Annotated in this window: 13 protein-coding genes and 1 tRNA gene; 10 read left to right on the forward strand and 4 right to left on the reverse strand. The window is 70.3% G+C overall.

What is annotated here, in order from left to right; all coding sequences use genetic code 11:
* Nucleotides 1–304 precede the first annotated feature (304 nt).
* Together ABZT47_RS35795 and ABZT47_RS35800 are read left to right on the forward strand one after the other, a co-directional pair.
* The gene (locus tag ABZT47_RS35795) at nt 305–1,036 is read left to right on the forward strand and encodes a GntR family transcriptional regulator (protein WP_354852246.1); all 732 of its coding nucleotides are present in this window, start codon (nt 305–307) and stop codon (nt 1,034–1,036) included.
* 115 nt (nt 1,037–1,151) lie between these two features.
* Nucleotides 1,152–2,024, forward strand: a complete 873-nt coding sequence (locus tag ABZT47_RS35800; RefSeq protein WP_354852247.1) for a site-specific integrase — start codon at nt 1,152–1,154, stop codon at nt 2,022–2,024.
* An 83-nt stretch (nt 2,025–2,107) separates the two neighbouring features.
* On the opposite strand, the gene ABZT47_RS35805 is transcribed toward ABZT47_RS35800, so the two are convergent.
* A tRNA-Gly gene (locus ABZT47_RS35805) sits at nt 2,108–2,178 on the reverse strand.
* 124 nt (nt 2,179–2,302) lie between these two features.
* On the opposite strand from ABZT47_RS35805, the gene dcd reads away from it, so the two are divergent.
* The 3 genes from dcd to ABZT47_RS35820 all read left to right on the forward strand — a co-directional run bounded on the left by dcd (nt 2,303) and on the right by ABZT47_RS35820 (nt 4,846).
* Nucleotides 2,303–2,878, forward strand: coding sequence for a dCTP deaminase (gene dcd / locus ABZT47_RS35810; RefSeq protein WP_354852249.1), 576 nt, complete (start codon nt 2,303–2,305; stop codon nt 2,876–2,878).
* 351 nt (nt 2,879–3,229) lie between these two features.
* Complete coding sequence (locus tag ABZT47_RS35815) at nt 3,230–3,847, forward strand: DUF47 family protein (protein WP_354852251.1); 618 nt, start codon at nt 3,230–3,232, stop codon at nt 3,845–3,847.
* Nucleotides 3,848–4,846, forward strand: a complete 999-nt coding sequence (locus tag ABZT47_RS35820) for an inorganic phosphate transporter (RefSeq protein ID WP_354852252.1) — start codon at nt 3,848–3,850, stop codon at nt 4,844–4,846.
* Between the two features lie 16 nt (nt 4,847–4,862).
* Here the strand turns inward: ABZT47_RS35820 and ABZT47_RS35825 are convergent, their stop codons facing one another.
* On the reverse strand, nt 4,863–8,615 hold the full coding sequence (locus tag ABZT47_RS35825; RefSeq protein ID WP_354852254.1) for a tetratricopeptide repeat protein: 3,753 nt from the start codon (nt 8,613–8,615) through the stop codon (nt 4,863–4,865).
* A 168-nt stretch (nt 8,616–8,783) separates the two neighbouring features.
* Nucleotides 8,784–9,755 (reverse strand): mycothiol synthase, encoded by a 972-nt coding sequence (mshD, locus tag ABZT47_RS35830; protein WP_354852256.1) that lies wholly within the window; start codon nt 9,753–9,755, stop codon nt 8,784–8,786.
* Between the two features lie 100 nt (nt 9,756–9,855).
* Between mshD and ABZT47_RS35835 the strand changes: the two genes are divergently transcribed.
* A complete protein-coding gene (locus ABZT47_RS35835; protein WP_354852258.1) occupies nt 9,856–11,568 on the forward strand; it encodes a bifunctional metallophosphatase/5'-nucleotidase in 1,713 nt (570 codons plus the stop codon).
* Between the two features lie 244 nt (nt 11,569–11,812).
* Here the strand turns inward: ABZT47_RS35835 and ABZT47_RS35840 are convergent, their stop codons facing one another.
* Nucleotides 11,813–12,532 carry a response regulator transcription factor gene (locus ABZT47_RS35840; RefSeq protein ID WP_354852260.1) on the reverse strand — a complete coding sequence of 240 codons (720 nt, stop codon included), beginning with the start codon at nt 12,530–12,532 and terminating at the stop codon, nt 11,813–11,815.
* 294 nt (nt 12,533–12,826) lie between these two features.
* Here ABZT47_RS35840 and ABZT47_RS35845 point away from each other — a divergent pair, with 294 nt between their 5' ends.
* The 4 genes from ABZT47_RS35845 to ABZT47_RS35860 all read left to right on the forward strand — a co-directional run bounded on the left by ABZT47_RS35845 (nt 12,827) and on the right by ABZT47_RS35860 (nt 15,337).
* Nucleotides 12,827–13,084, forward strand: a complete 258-nt coding sequence (locus ABZT47_RS35845; protein ID WP_354852262.1) for a MoaD/ThiS family protein — start codon at nt 12,827–12,829, stop codon at nt 13,082–13,084.
* Nucleotides 13,085–13,300: 216 nt separating this feature from the next.
* Nucleotides 13,301–13,978, forward strand: coding sequence for a DUF2993 domain-containing protein (locus ABZT47_RS35850; RefSeq protein ID WP_354852263.1), 678 nt, complete (start codon nt 13,301–13,303; stop codon nt 13,976–13,978).
* A gap of 31 nt (nt 13,979–14,009) precedes the next feature.
* Nucleotides 14,010–14,522 carry a sigma-70 family RNA polymerase sigma factor gene (locus tag ABZT47_RS35855; protein ID WP_354852265.1) on the forward strand — a complete coding sequence of 171 codons (513 nt, stop codon included), beginning with the start codon at nt 14,010–14,012 and terminating at the stop codon, nt 14,520–14,522.
* Nucleotides 14,519–15,337, forward strand: coding sequence for a zf-HC2 domain-containing protein (locus ABZT47_RS35860; protein ID WP_354852267.1), 819 nt, complete (start codon nt 14,519–14,521; stop codon nt 15,335–15,337). Before ABZT47_RS35855 ends, ABZT47_RS35860 begins: the two co-directional genes overlap by 4 nt.
* The last annotated feature ends 354 nt before the right edge of the window (nt 15,338–15,691 follow it).

A 15,691-nucleotide genomic window follows, 5' to 3' on the forward strand; every position in this document is an offset into this window, starting at 1 on the left:
ATCTTCGGATGTCATCACAAACACCGATGATCACGCGGTGGCCGTACCCATGTCCCCACAACCAGCGAGATCACGAACGGTCACTGGAGTACTAGAGCCGGCCGGCGAGACAGGCGCTCTTCCCAGGGTTCGGGCCTGGCGAGGGGCCCGCCTCCTGTCTCGTCGCGCCGTTCCAATTCGATCTACCGCTGATCGGCCATGCTCCATGGGGTGGGCTGGGACGATTCCTGTTTGCGTGACAGGCGAACGGGTGCGGGTTACGCTCAGCTTGGTAAAACAACCTGTCGGGTGATGGACGGTCGTGATGTCGCTAGAATCCGTGCCGCCGAAGTACGCACAAGTCGTGCAGACGCTTCAACGGCGCATCGATGCGGGAACTTACCCGCCCGGGTCACTGCTGCCCAGTGAGAACCAACTGATCCAGGAGTTCGGCGTCTCGCGCCCCACGATCGTGGCCGCGCTGAGGATGCTGCGGGAACAGGGGTGGATCGACTCCCAGCAAGGCAAGGGCCGTTACGTACGGGGCCGGCCGATGCTGTCGACGGTCGAGCAACCCCGGCCGGGACAGGCGTACATGGCCAACCCGGAGACCGGCTCGCCCGGTGAGGTGCTGGATGTCGGCGCGGTGGCGGCACCCAACCGGGTGGCGGTCCTGCTCGGCGTCAAGCCCAAGACCAAGGTGTTCCTGCGTCGTCGCGTTGTCTCCCATGAGGGTGAGCCGTCGGAGATCGTCTCGGTCTGGCTGCCCTTGGAGTTGTCGGAGGGAACCGATCTGACCAGCGCTGAGCCCCTGCCCCAAGGGCTCCGTGAGCACATCGAGGCGCGCAAGGGCGTCCGGTTCGATCACGCGGTGGAGCAGATCCTTGCCCGGATGCCCACTGCCACGGAAGCGCGCCAGCTCGGCATGCCCAAGAACGTGCCGTTGCTGGTGGTGTTCGCCTCCTTGCGGGATGCGGCCGGCCGCACTCTGGCCGTGATGGACGTGCTGCTTCCCGGTGATCGTCATGAGTTGGAGGACGCCTATCCGATCAGTTGACCCGGTTTGCTCGGAGAAAGCCCGCTTAGGCACTTGACCTATCAAGCGGGCTTTCTTTATGCTCTAGTCAGTTGACAGGTTAAGTGCCTGTCATCCAAGACAAGGAGTAACGGCCATGGCCCTGCAAGGCCCCATCCCCGTCACCTTCGACATGGTCTTCCCGCACGGCTGCTACGTCGTCGGAGAGGTCGAGAAGGTCAAGGACTTCGACGCATCCACCAACGGCCGGTTCGTCCAGGCGCGGGACAAGCAGACCAGCGAACTGGTCTGGCAGGTCGCGGTCATGGACGCCGACCCGACCCTCAAGCCCGCTCAGAAGACCGTCGCCGTGAAGATCCTGGCGCCCGAGGAGGAATCACCGGAGCGACCAACGCTGACCATGGAACAGGTCTTCGTGTTGGCCGGTGCGATCGATCCGCGGTTCCGGGCGCTGGTGCTGGTGGCGACATTCGGCAGTCTGCGTTGGGGTGAACTGGCGGCGCTCCGGCGCAAGCATGTCGACCTGGAGGTCCGGACGGTGCGGGTCGTGGCCTCGACCACCGAACTCAAGGACGGATCGGTCACCGTTGGGCCGCCCAAGTCCGCAGCCGGCCTGCGTACGGTCACGTTGCCCGTGGTGGTGAACTCGGAGCTTCGGGCGCACCTGGATGCCTACACCGGTTCGGATGATGAGGCGTTCGTCTTCGTGGGTGCGAAAGGGGCGGTGCTTCGCCGGCCGACGTTCAGCCGTACATGGGCCAAGGCTCTCAAGGCGGCAGAGCTTTCCGGCTTCCATTTCCACGATCTTCGTCATACAGGGAACAAGTTCGCCTCACAGTCGGGCGCGACGCTCCGGGAGTTGATGAACCGCATGGGGCACTCGACCACGCGGGCCGCGTTGATCTATCTGCACGCGGAGGGTGAGCGGGACCGGATGATCGCGGACAGCATGGGGAAGCTCGTCGCAGAGGCGTTCCCGAGCGAAGATCACGGCGCATCGGGCACGTAACGGGCACGGAAGATCGAAAACGGCCGCAGAAACGATCAAAGCCAGGTCGGGAAACTATCCCTGACCTGGCTTTTCGTGAGGAGAGCGGGTGACGGGAATCGAACCCGCGCTGTCAGCTTGGGAAGCTGATGTTCTGCCATTGAACTACACCCGCGTCGATCAGTAGCTGACGACGGACCTAACTCTAGCGGAACTTGGGGCGTGCCACCTCCCCTCGTGTGGGGTGAGTTGGTGTGGAGGGGCCTTGGGGGTGGCGGGCGGGTTGGTAGGTTGCTGAGGTGCTGCTATCCGATCGTGATATCCGGGGCGAGATCGAGTCAGGGCGGGTCAAGATCGATCCGCTGGACATGGTGATGATCCAGCCGTCGAGCATCGACGTGCGCCTCGATCGGTACTTCCGAGTGTTCGAGAACCACCGTTATCCCCATATCGATCCCGCGGTCGAGCAGCCGGAGCTGACGCGGCTCGTGGAGCCGGACGGGGAGGAGCCGTTCATCCTGCATCCGGGGGAGTTCGTCCTGGCGTCGACCTACGAGGTGATCGGCCTGCCGGACGACATCGCGAGCCGGCTGGAGGGGAAGTCGAGTCTGGGGCGCCTTGGGCTGTTGACGCACTCGACGGCGGGGTTCATCGACCCGGGGTTCGAGGGGCATGTCACCTTGGAGCTGTCGAACGTGGCCACGCTGCCGATCAAGCTGTGGCCGGGGATGAAGATCGGTCAGCTGTGCATGTTCCGGCTCAGCTCCCCGGCGGAGCACCCGTACGGCAGTGCCAAGTACGGGTCGCGCTATCAGGGGCAGCGGGGTCCGACACCGAGCAGGTCGTTCATGAACTTCCACCGGACGAGGGTGTGATCGGACCCTTCCCGGTGAGCGGGGGTCTGATCGGACCCTTCCCGGTGGGCGGGGTCTGATCGGACCCTTCCCAGTAGGCGGAGGTCTGATGGGATCTTCCGCCGGACCCGGACGGAAGGTGTGATCGATCTTTCGCGGAGAAGGGGCGATCGGTCTTTCGCGGAGGGGAAGGCGGGGGCCGGTGGAACGTTCTGGGGGGAAGTTGCGATCTATCGGTGTGAACGGGCGAACGGAGGGCAACGCCCAGGGGAAGGGAAGGTTACAACGGGGAGTGCATGTCACGAACTTCGCATTTCAGCCGGTACCCCTTACTCTTCTCTGCGGACCGTCCCCGCACATCTGGAGAACGACGTGCGCCTGCGTCTCACGCCTCGTGAGGACAGCTACTACGACTTGTTCGCCGACTCGGCGAACAATCTCGTCACCGCATCCCGTCTGCTGGTGGAGATCATCAGCGACGGCTCGGACCGGGAGACCCTGGCCGAGAAGATGCGTGCCTGCGAGCACGCGGGCGACGAGCGTACTCACGCGATCATGAACCGTCTCAACGAGAGCTTCATCACGCCGTTCGACCGCGAGGACATCTATCGTCTCGCGTCGAATCTCGACGACGTGATGGACTACATGGAGGCCGCCGCCGATCTGATCGGCCTCTACCAGATCGACCACCTGCCCAAGGAGGTCGTCCGCCAGGTCGAGGTGCTCGAACGCGCGGCCGAGCTCACCGCCGAGGCCATGCCCCGCCTGCGCGGCATGAACAACCTCAACGAGTACTGGATCGAGATCAACCGGCTGGAGAACCAGGCGGACCAGGTCTATCGACGCCTGCTCGCCAAGCTCTTCGGCGGTGAGTACGACGCGCTCACCGTCATGAAGATGAAGGAGGTCATCGACCAGTTGGAAATGGCCGCCGACGCCTTCGAGCACGTGGCGAACACGATCGAGTCGATCGCGGTCAAGGAAAGCTAAGTGGAGCTAGCACTTGTCATCGGCGTCATCGTCATCGCGCTGGTGTTCGACTACACCAACGGGTTCCATGACGCCGCGAACGCGATCGCGACCTCGGTCTCGACCCGCGCTCTGACCCCCCGGGCCGCGCTGTTCATGGCCGCCGCCATGAACTTCGTCGGCGCCCACATCAGTACGGAAGTGGCGAGAACCGTCGGGACGGGCATCATCGAGCCGCCGTCGGGGACGCACGGTCTGGTCGTCGTCGGCGCCGGTCTGATCGGCGCGATCACCTGGAACCTCATCACCTGGTACTTCGGCCTGCCCTCGTCGAGCAGCCACGGCCTGATCGGCGGGCTGGTGGGCTCGGCGCTGGCGGCCTCCAGCGTGGTCCACTGGGACGGCGTGGTGCAGAAGGTCGTCATCCCGATGATCCTGTCGCCGTTCGTCGGGTTCCTCCTGGGCGCGATCATCATGATCGCCATCCTGTGGATCTTCCGCCGGTCGAACCCGCACCGGACGAGCAAGGGGTTCCGGTACGCCCAGACTGTCTCGGCGGCCGCCATGGCGCTCGGCCACGGCCTTCAGGACGCGCAGAAGACGATGGGCGTCATCTTCCTCGCCCTCTACACCGGCGGTTTCCTGGCGATCAACGACCCGATTCCGCAGTGGGTGATCCTGGCCGCCGCCGCCGCGATCTCGCTCGGCACCTACTCGGGCGGCTGGCGCATCATGCGGACGCTGGGCCGCCGCATCATCCACCTGACCCCGGCGCAGGGGTTCGCGGCCGAGTCCGCGGCCTCGGTCGTGCTCTACACGATGGCCATCGCCGCCAAGGCGCCCATCTCCACCACCCACACGATCACCAGCGCCATCATGGGCGTCGGCGCGACCAAGCGCCTGTCGGCCGTGCGGTGGGGCGTCGCCGGCAACATCGTCACGGCGTGGGTGCTCACGATCCCCGCCGCCGCGTTCGTGGCCGCGTTGTCGTACTTCCTCCTCCACTGGGTCATCGAGTAGCGCGGGCGGGCGTGGATCACGCGCCGCCGAGCCAGCGCTGGATGTTCTGGATGCGCTGGTCGCACTCCTCCACCTCGCGGACGTTGCCGATGGCCTGGTGGGACAGGCGCAGCGCGCGCAGGGCCTCCACCTGGCCCGAGTGGTTGCCGGTCTCGCGGTGCAGGCGCAGGTTCTCCGCGAGGTCGCGCAGCGCCTCGGCGTGGTCGCCGCGGCGCTGCGCGACCAGTCCGAGGGTGTGCCGGCAGGCGGCCTGTTCCCACAGGTCTCCCACCTCCTTGACGATGTCGAGCGCCTGCCTGGCGTAGGTCTCGGCCTCGTCGGCCCGGCCGAGGGCGAGGAAGACGCGCGCCAGGTTGTTGACCGCGGCCCCCTCGTACTGCCGGTCGCCGGTCTCGCGGATCTCCCTGATGGCCCGCACGGCCTTGTCCAGGGCCTGCTCGGGCTGGCCGGTGCGCAGCAGGACGCGGGCCATGGTGTCCAGACCGAGCCCCGTGCCGTTCCCGTCGCGCTGGCGGATGGACAGCGACGCCTCGGCGGTCCGCAGCGCCTCCTGGGAGCGGCCGAGCCGGACGTAGGTGCGCGCCAGGCCGCCGAGCGCGCGCGCCTCGCCGGTGCGGACGTCGAGCTCGCGCCACAGGTGCAGCGCGTGCAGGCCGTTCTGCACGGCGTCCTCGTACCGGGCCAGCCTGCGCAGGGTGCGGTTGAGGTTCTCCAGGTCCTGCGCCTCCCCGGCGCGGTCGGCGATCTCCCTGCGGATCTCCAGGGCGAGGTTGAGGTGCTCGCGCGACTCGGCGTAGCGGCCGAGCTTGAAGTACACCAGCCCGATGGCGGCCCGGGCCTCGGCCTCGCCGCGCCGGTGGCCGATCTCCTGGGCGAGCCGCACGGCGTACCAGAGGCGCGACAGCGCCTCGGCGTGGGCGCCCTCGTCGCGCAGGAGCTTGCCCAGGACGATGAGCGCCTCGCCCTCGCCGTGACGGTCGCCGCTGGCCCGGCAGATGCGCAGAGCCTGGGCGGCGTCGTGGCGGGCGATGCCGCGCAGGCCGAGCTGGCGGTGGATGCGGGCCAGCTCGCGGTAGGCGTCGGCGCACTGCGGCTCGTCGCCCAGGTCGACGCGCAGGGCCAGGGACTCAAGGCCGTGGAGGGCGGCCTGGCGCGGCGCGCCCCAGTAGTAGTACAGGCGGGCCAGGTTGAGCAGCGTCTCGGCCTCGCCGGCCCGGTCCTCGATGGCCTTCCTGATGGCCAGGGCGCGAAGCGCGTACTCCTCGGCGCCGGCGTACTCGCCGAGCCGGCGCAGGTTCTGCGAGATGGTGTCCAGCGCCTCGGCCTCGCCGCCGCTGTTGTCGGCGACGCGGTGCAGGCGCAGGGCTTCCTCGGAGTGCTCGATGGCCAGGCGGTAGCGGCCGAGCACGCCGCGCACGTCGGCGAGGTTGTCCAGGGCGTTCGCCTCGCCGAGGCTGTCGCCGAGCCGTTTGAACCCCCACCGCGCGTCCTCGCCGTAGCTGAGCGCCTTGACGTTCTGGCCGATGGTGCGGTGGGCGATGGCCAGGTGGTGGAGCATCTGGGCGGTCGCGGGCCACTCGTCCACGGCCTGGGCCGAGGCGAACCCGGCCTTGTGCACGTCGATGAGGTCGCGGACGTAGCCGCGCGAGGTCATGAAGTCGAACACCGCGTCGGCGAGGTTGAAGGCGTAGGAGTGCAGGCCGTGCTTGACGGCCTGGTGGACGGCGGCGACGAGGTTGGAGCGTTCGATCTCGAACCAGCGCAGGTGCGGCTCGCGTTCGGTGTCGGAGGTGGCCGGGGGCGGGACGGCGCGGTCGTGCAGGACGCGCCGCGGCCGGCCGAGCGCGTCTCCGGCGCGCATGGCGGAGGCGAGGTAGTGGGTGAGCAGCCGCCGGACGGCGCCGGCGCGTTCGGTCTCGCCGTCCTCCAGCAGGACGCGTTCCCTCGCGAAGGCCCGCAGCAGCTCGTGGACGACGAACCGCTCGCCGCCCGGGCGCTCGGCGCCGGTCGCGGTGATCAGGTGGAGGCGGGTGAGAGCCCTCAGGCGGCGCCGGGTGTCGGGCACCGCGTCGTCCAGCAGGGAGGCGCAGGCCTCGGCGCCGACGTCCGGGCCGGTCATGAGGCCCAGGTAGCGGAAGGTGCGCCGCAGTTCGGGGGAGAGCGCCCGGTAGGACACCTCGAACGCCGGCCGCACGGCGGCGCGCGGCTCGTCCTCGCGGGCCAGCTTGGACAGCCGGTCCTGCCCGTCCAGGTCGCGGACGGTGTCGGCGATCTGCTCCCGGGGGTTCTCCACCAGCTTGGCGGCGGTGATGCGCAGCGCGAGGGGGAGCATGGCGCACTGCCGGACGAGCCGGGTGGCGTCGGAGGGGTTCTCGCGGACCCGGGAGTCGCCGGGGCCGAGGACGGCGGCGACGAGCTGGATCGCCTCGTCCTCGGGCAGGACGTCCAGTTGGAGCGGCTCGACGCCGTCGGCGGGGGTGAGGCCGGGACGGCCGGCGAGCCCGGCCTGGGTGGTGACGAGCATGAGGCAGCGGTTGGAGGGCGGGATGAGCGCGCGGACCACCTCGGGGTCCTCGCCGGCGTTGTCCAGGACGATCAGCAGCCGCCGGTCGGCCAGGCGCCGGTGGTAGGCGGCCAGGAGCTCGGTCTCCTCTACGGGCATCTGGCGGCCGCCGAGGCCGAGGCCGCGCAGGAGCTGCCCGGCGGCCTCGGCGACGGTGAGCGGCCGCGTGGCGGTGCCGTGCAGGTCCAGGTACAGCTGCCCGCCGCTGAAGTGCTCGTCTTTGACCGAGTGGCCCCACGAGGTGGCCAGGGCGGACTTGCCGACCCCGGCCATGCCCTCGACGATGACCGCCCGCGGGCGGTTGGCCTCGGCGACCAGCGTGTGGAGGAACTTCAGCGCGGTCTCCCTGCCGGTGAAGCAGGGCACCTCCGGCGGGAGCTGCGCGGGGCCGCTGCCGGTCGCCGGGATGCGCAGCGCGGGAAGCTGCCGCTTGGACGCCGCGCGGCCGGTGAGGCCGCCGGGAGAGGCCAGGGGGGAGTCCCACTCGGCGGCCCAGGCGCCGGCCGCGCCGCGCAGGGCGTCCATGTCCTTGACGGTGATCGTGGACCCGTGCTGTTCGATGATGTCGGCGTGCGGGTGGGCGCAGGTGGCGCGGGCGCCCTTGGGCCGCCACACGTGGAAGGCGCGGGCGACGGCGATGCGGTCGACGCCGGCGAAGCTGGCCAGGTCGGACTGGGTGAGCGGCGGCCCGATGGCGAGGCCCGCTCCGACCGGCCGCCCGAAGCGCAGCGCCAGCTCGATGAGGTGCAGGGCGATCTTGGCGGGCGCGCGCACGGCGGCGCCGGGGGCCCGGCGCCGGGCGGCCAGGACGCGGCGGTGGCCGAGGCTCTTCATCAGCGCCGCCCCCGCGGACAGCTCCTCGGCCAGGAAGTTGACGAACTTGTCCTTGGGCACGTGCAGCGCGCGCACGGCGGTCAGGGTCTCGATGCGGCCGCGGTGGGGCCAGTCCCACAGGGCCAGCTCGCCCTCCAGGTGGCCGGGGCCGAAGATCTCGATGATGGCCTCGTCGCCGTCGGCGGAGCCGTACAGCTCCTTGGCGTAGCCGTCGAGCAGGACGGTGACGCTGTCGGGCAGGGCGTCGCGGTCGCCGAGGGTCTCGCGGGGGGCCAGTTCCCTGACCCAGCCGATGGCGTGGAGGGATTCGCGCTCGATGCGGCCGAGCAGGGACCAGAACGTGCCGGGCCCTCCGGAGCTGAGACTGTTCACGTCGTTGCCTCGCTGTGCTTGTCGGCGGCGGGGCGGGCACGCGCCGGGGGTGTGCGCGCGCCTTCAAGCGTGACTGTCGGCTCGGCCGCGAGGTGTGTCAAATGACACCTCACGGGATGTTCCGCGGGCCGGTGACCACGTTCGGACATGCCACCGGCCCGGCGGAGGTCAGATGTGGCGGTACATGACGTCGACGTCCCACCGGGTGAAGCCGAGGGACTCGTACAGGCGGATGGCGGAGGTGTTGTCCTCGTCGACGTAGAGCATCACCTGGGGGAGCCCGCGCGAGCGCAGGTGGGCGAGGCCGGCGAGGGTGAGCGTGCGGCCGAGGCCGCCGCCCTGCTCGGAGGGGTCGACTCCGACGACGTACACCTCGCCGATGGCGTTGTGGCCGTGCGGCGCGTCGTGGTCGTCGTCGCCGTGCACCTTGGTCCAGTGGAACCCGACCAGCCGCGATCCGTCCCCCGTCACGGGCGCGCCGTCCCCCGCGTCCTGCCGGTCGTCCGCCGCGTCGCGCACGGCGAGGAAGAAGCCGGCCGGGTCGAACCACGGCTCCTGCTCGCGGCGCCGCAAATCCTCGATCGTCCACGACCCCTGCTCGGGGTGGTGGGCGAAGGCGCGCGCGTTGATCTCCAGCCACGCCTTCTCGTCCGAGCCGGGCTCGAACGTGCGCAGCCGCACCCCCGGGGGCAGGTCGGCGCCGGGGAGCGGCGCGAACAGCGAACGGCGCATCTGCCACAGCGAACGCACCCGGGTGAAGCCGAGGGAGGTGGCCAGCCGTTCGGCCTCGGGCTGGTCGCCGTGGGCCCACAGGCGCAGCCGGCCGTCGCTCTGGGCCAGGGCGACCTCGGTCAGCCGCCGTCCGAGGCCCTTGCGCCGGTGGGCGGGGTGGACGACCAGCTCGCCGCTCGGCCCCTCGACGGGGTCGGTCGGGTCGATGTGGGCGAAGCCGGCCAGCGTGTCCCCGTCGTACAGGAGCACCACCTTGGCGCCCGGATCACCGCCGTAGCGCAGGTGGAGCATGACGTGTTCGTTGAGAGGACGGACGGAGTCGGCGTCGGTGGCGGCGTCGACCAGGGCGACCACCGCGGCCACCTCCTGCTCGCCGAGCCGCTCCCGGATGTCCACGCGCGCATTCATGTACCGACTTTAAACGGGGGGGACATGTCACGAAGTCGTAGGGTGAATCGTTACCTCGGCGTCGTTTCGCGCTGAGGTTGCCTCTCTAACCTCGTGACTTATGAGCTCACGATCGTTCACGCGGATCGCGGTCGCCGGCATCGTCGCGGCCACCGGTCTCGCGTTCGCCGCCGGCCCCGCCTCGGCGCACCCCAAGCCCCCGAAGCCCCCGGTCACGGTTCCCGTCCGGCTCATTTCGATCAACGACTTCCACGGCAACATGGAGCCCCCGACCGGCTCCGGCGGCGCCATCGTCAACGAGAGCGGGGTCTCGGTCCCGGCGGGTGGCGCCGCCTACCTGGCGACCCACCTCAAGTCGCTGGTCAACGACCACTCCACGGTCGTCGCCGCCGGCGACCTGATCGGCGCCTCGCCGCTGATCTCCGCCGCCTACCACGACGAGCCGACCGTCGAACTGCTCGGCAAGCTCGGGCTGAAGGTCTCCTCCGTCGGCAACCACGAGTTCGACGAGGGCATCACCGAGCTCAAGCGCATCCAGAACGGCGGCTGCCACCCCACCGACGGCTGCTCCCCGGCCGGCAGGTGGAAGGGCGCCAAGTACGAGTACCTCGCGGCCAACGTCCTGAAGCAGGCCAACGACCGGTACGCCCTGCCGCCGGTCGCCGTCAAGAAGATCAACGGCGTCAAGGTCGGCTTCATCGGCCTGGTCACCCAGACCACGCCGTCGATCGTCACCGCTTCGGGCATCGCGGGCCTGAAGTTCGACGAGGAGGTCGCCTCCGGCAACCGCGCGGCCGCGCTGCTCAAGCGGGCCGGCGTGAAGGCCATCGTGGCGCTGGTCCACGAGGGCGACTCGATCGCCCCGAACCAGAGCCCGGACTCCTGCCCGGTCACCCCGGGCGCCGGCACCCGCATCGCCCAGGGCCTCAGCGCGGACGTCGACCTGGTGGTCATGGGCCACTCGCACCAGGCGTACATCTGCAAGACCAAGGACCCGGCCGGCAACGACCGCTTCTACACCCAGGGCTCGTCGTTCGGCCGTGTGCTGACCACGATCGACTTCAGTGTGGACAAGAAGACCGGCGACGTCGTGCGCTCCTCCGTGGTCGCCGACAACCACGTCGTCACCCGGGACGTCACCGCCGACCCCGAGATCTCGCAGTTCGTGCAGACCTGGAAGGACCGGGTCTCCACGGTCGCGAACAAGGCGATCGGCGGCATCACCGCCGACCTCACCCGGGCCGCCGGCCCGTCCGGTGAGACCGCGCTCGGCGACGTCATCGCCGACGCCCAGCTCGAGGCGACCAAGACGGGCGGCAACGCCGAGATCGCGCTGATGAACCCGGGCGGCGTGCGCGCCGACCTGACCTATGCCCAGAGCGGGTCCGAGGGCAACGGCGTGGTGACCTACGGCGAGGCGTTCACCGTGCAGCCGTTCAACAACCTCATGCAGGTCGTGACGCTGACCGGGGCCAAGCTGGACGCGCTGCTGGAGCAGCAGTGGCAGAGCGGCGGGGCGACGGTGCGCATCCTGCAGCCGTCGGCGTCCCTGACCTACACGATGAACCTCTCGCAGCCGATCGGCTCGCGGGTGTCGGACATCAAGATCAACGGTACGCCGGTGACGGACACCCAGACGATCAGGGTCGCGGCCAACAACTTCCTGGTCGGCGGCGGTGACGGGTTCTCGGTCTTCAAGGACGGCACCGACCTGTGGAGCGGCCCGCTGGACATCGACGCGTTCGTGGCCTACCTGGGCGCGCACTCGCCGATCGCCCCGCCGGCGCTCAACCGCATCACGGTCGCCGGCTGAGCCTCTGGTGACCGGGCACTGACCGGGCACTTACAGGGCACGTCCCCGCGGGTCCGCCCCCGGGGACGTGCCCTTGGGCGTGAAAGGACGGACCAGGCGTGACACCCCGCTGGCCAGGCGTCACCCGAGGCTCAGCGTCACGTCATGGATCAGGCGCCAGGCCGGTGGACGGCGTGACGAACACGGGCGGCGGCGCGTGCCGGCGCGGGGCCGGCGTCGTCGGCGGCCCGTCGCGGGAGCGGCGTCAGTGGTGCGCGGGCGCGGGCTCGCGGTCGTCGGCCTGCTCGCCGCCGCGGTCGGGCACGAAGCGGTAGCCGACGTTGCGGACGGTGCCGATCAGCGACTCGTACTCGGCGCCGAGCTTGGCGCGCAGGCGCCGGACGTGGACGTCCACCGTGCGGGTGCCGCCGAAGTAGTCGTACCCCCAGACCTCCTGCAGCAGTTGGGCGCGGGTGAACACCCGGCCGGGGTGCTGGGCGAGGTACTTCAGGAGCTCGAACTCCTTGAAGGTGAGGTCCAGCGCGCGGCTGCGCAGCCGCGCGGTGTAGGTGGCCTCGTCGATCGACAGGTCGCCGCTGCGGATCTCGTCGGGCACCTCGTCGGTGGCGGCGATCGAGAGCCGGCCGACGGCCAGCCTGAGGCGGGCCTCGACCTCCGCGGGACCGGCCGTGTCGAGCAGGACGTCGTCGGCGCCCCATTCGGCGGTCATCGCGGCCAGGCCGCCCTCGGTGACGATCACCATGAGCGGGCAGTCGATGCCGGTCGTGCGCAGGAGGCGGCACAGGCTCTTGGCGTGCACGAGTTCCCTGCGCGCGTCGACCAGTACGGCGTCGGCGGGCGGGGCGTCGATCAGGGCGGACGCCTCTGCGGGGGCGACCCGCACCGAGTGGAGCAGCAACCCCAGCGCGGGCAGGACCTCCGCTGAGGGTTCCAGAGCGTTCGTGAGCAGGAGCAGGTTACTCACAGCACCTCCTAATCCAGAGGCTGATCGGGGGCCGGGCGGCACGGCTTCGCTCACTCACCGCGTTCGCCTCCTCCCCGCGTTGTAACGGCGGTAGCCGTACAAACACGTAAAGGACCCGGGGGCTACGTCGCCCAGGTCCCGTCAGTACGTGAGGATAGCCCACAGGAAAGGAGCGTCCATAGGGCGGTCCATCTGGTGAACGATCCATCACGCGGGAAATAACCGTAACCATTCCCTCGCGGTGAGTGATCGAAGCATCGGCGGTGCGAAGTGGTGAGCAGGGAGAGGGCGCTAATGGCACGAGGATTGGTGCGCTACTGGGCCGCGGCGAAGGAGGCCGCCGGGGTGGCGGAGGAGCCGTTCGAGGCGGTGACGCTTGGCGACTTGGTGGTGCAAATCACATCAAAACATGAAAATCCCGACCTAACGCGCGTGCTCGGCCGCTCGTCGTTCCTCGTCGACGGCGCTCCGGCGGGCACCCGCGACCCGCACGTGGTCGAGCTCCCCGACGGCGCGACCGTGGAGGTCCTGCCGCCGTTCGCCGGCGGGTAGCCGCGAGAGCGGCCCCGGGCCGATTCCGGGGTTCGCGCGCGGATGGCCGCCCGGCCGGTCACCCACCGTCACCGACGCCCGCCGACGGCGACCGGCCTCATGCGGCCGAGCTGTGGGGGGCGGGCGGTCGTGGTGGTAGGCCGTTTCGCCGGTGAAGGCGGGGGAATGAGGGCGGCGCGCAGATAGTCTGGTGCAGATTGACCCCGAAGGAGCCGGATGCGCAAGCTGATCGTTTTCCTCATCTTCCTGGGGGTCCTGCTCGCCGTGCTCGACCGTGTCGCGGTCGCCGGCGTCGAGAGTGAGGTGGCCCGCCAGGTGGCGGCGAAGTACGACCTCGCCCAGCCCCCGGCCGTAAAGGTGAACGGCATCCCCTTCCTCACCCAGGCCGTCGCCGGCCGGTACGAGGAGGTCACCGTCTCGATCGGCAAGATGACCCTGCCCGACGGGGCGCGCATCGCGCGCATCGACGCCGTTCTGCACGACGTCCGCGCCCCCCTGATGGACCTCATCCAGAACTCCGCCACCGCGAGCGTGACGGCCGACAAGGTCACAGGCACCGTGGTGATCGCCCGGCAGACCCTGGACGAGCGGGCGCCGCGCGGGCTGCGCGTGGCCGGCAACGGCGACGACAGCCTCCAGGTCACCGGCAAGGTCACCGTCGCGGGCATCGCCATCCCGGTCACGGCCAAGATGAAGATCGAGGTGGTCCAGGGCGGCGTCCGGCTCACCCCGGAGAACGTCAACGGCATCCAGGTGCCGAACGCCAGCCGCCTGCTCAGCTTCACCGTGCCCGTCAAGAACCTGCCGCTCAACCTGAAGATCGAGAAGGTGCGCTCGACGCCCGAGGGTCTCGCGGTCGAGGGCACGGCGACGGACGTGCCGTTGCGTGGCTGAACCACAGCGGGCCGCCGTACGTCATGAGGATGTGAGTCCCGCCGGAACCGCCGACGAGCAGCTGATTCGAACGCTTTTCGACGAGCACGCCGGGTCACTCTACGGTTACGTGTTGCGGCTGACGGGCGATCCGGGCAAGGCGGAGGACGTGGTACAGGAGACGCTTTTGCGGGCGTGGAAGCACCCTGACGTGCTGGCCGACCGCCCCGTACGGGCGTGGCTGTTCACCGTCGCCCGCAACCTGGTCGTCGACCACGCGCGCGCCCGCCGGTCCCGGCCGCAGGAGACCGGCGACGAGGCCCTCGCCGTCCTGCCGGCCGACGACGAGCTCGAACGCGCCGTGGAGTCGTGGGGGGTGGCCGACGCCATCGCGACCCTGCGGCCCGAGCACCGCGAGGTGCTGCTGGAGACCTACTACCGCGGGCGGTCGGTCAAGGAGGCCGCCGAGGCGCTGGGCATCCCGCCCGGCACCGTCAAGTCGCGCACGTACTACGCGCTGCGCGCCCTGAAGCTCGCGCTCGAAGAACGGGGGCTCGCGCCATGAGCGCCTGTGAGGACGTGAGGATGTCGCTGGCCGCCCACATGCTGGGCGGGCTGGAGCCGAACGAGGCCGTGCTCGTCGAGGCCCATCTGGTGACATGCCCCGAATGTCGTGCGGAGTTCGACGAGCTGAGTGGGGTCACCGCGATGCTCGCCCGCGTCTCGGAGCAGGACATCGAGCAGGCGGCCAGCCCGCCGCAGGCCGTCCTCGACCGCCTGGTCGCCGCCTCCGCCCGTCGCCGCCGCGCCCACCGGCTGCTGCTCGGCCTGGCCGCGTCGCTGGTCGCGGTCGTCGTCGGCGGCACGGCCTGGGTCGTCGTCGGCCGGCCCCACGAAGGGACCGTGACCGCCGCGAGCGCCCCCAGTGTGAGCCGGCCGGCCCCGGACCCCGCCAGGCGCGGGCAGCAGGACGGCGCCGGTCGCATGTTCGCCGCCACGCCCGTCCCCTCCGCGTCCGGGCAACCCATGCTCAAGGACGCCCCGGCCACCCCCGCCGTCCCGAACACGGAGAGCGCGCGCGTCGGCGTCCCCATGGAGGGCGGCACGGACCAGGTGCACGCGAAGATCCTGATGATCCCCGGGAGCGAGGGGACGACGGTCGAGGTGTCCATCACCGGCGTGCCGGACGGCACCTCCTGCCGGGTCAGCGCCCTCGGGTCCGACGGCACCGTCTCCCCGGCGGGGAGCTGGACGATCGGCCAGGCCGACTATCAGGGCGGGCCGGCCACCTTCACCGGCCACACCGAGCTGACCGTGGACCGCATCCGCGGCTTCGAGATCCGCGAGTCCAGCGGCAGGCGCCTGCTGTCGCTTCCCTAGCCTCCCGCTCGGATGCGGGCCGGTCGAGACCGGGTTTGGGGGCGTCCATTACTCCTGCGGACAGGGCGCCGTCCATCCCGTACGGCCCCCTGAGGTGGGGTGCCGCCCCCTGCCCCGGAGCGCGGCGCCCCGACCGGCGGCACCTCCACCCCCTGCGCCGCCCACCCGCGTCCCCCCTGATCGCAGCGCCGGCCGCACGGTCCCGGCACGGGCGGCCGACCGCGGGGAAGGCGGGCCGCTGGGGCGGGAATGGCGCACCGAGGGCCGATGTTGGCACCGTCGATGACAGGTCTGCTGGTGCTGTGCGCGACGCTCGCCGCCGGTCTCATCGTCGGGGTGACGATGCGGCGGCGC

The sequence above is a fragment of the Sphaerisporangium sp. NPDC005289 genome (assembly GCF_040607455.1).
In the GTDB taxonomy this organism is placed as follows: domain Bacteria; phylum Actinomycetota; class Actinomycetes; order Streptosporangiales; family Streptosporangiaceae; genus Sphaerisporangium; species Sphaerisporangium rhizosphaerae.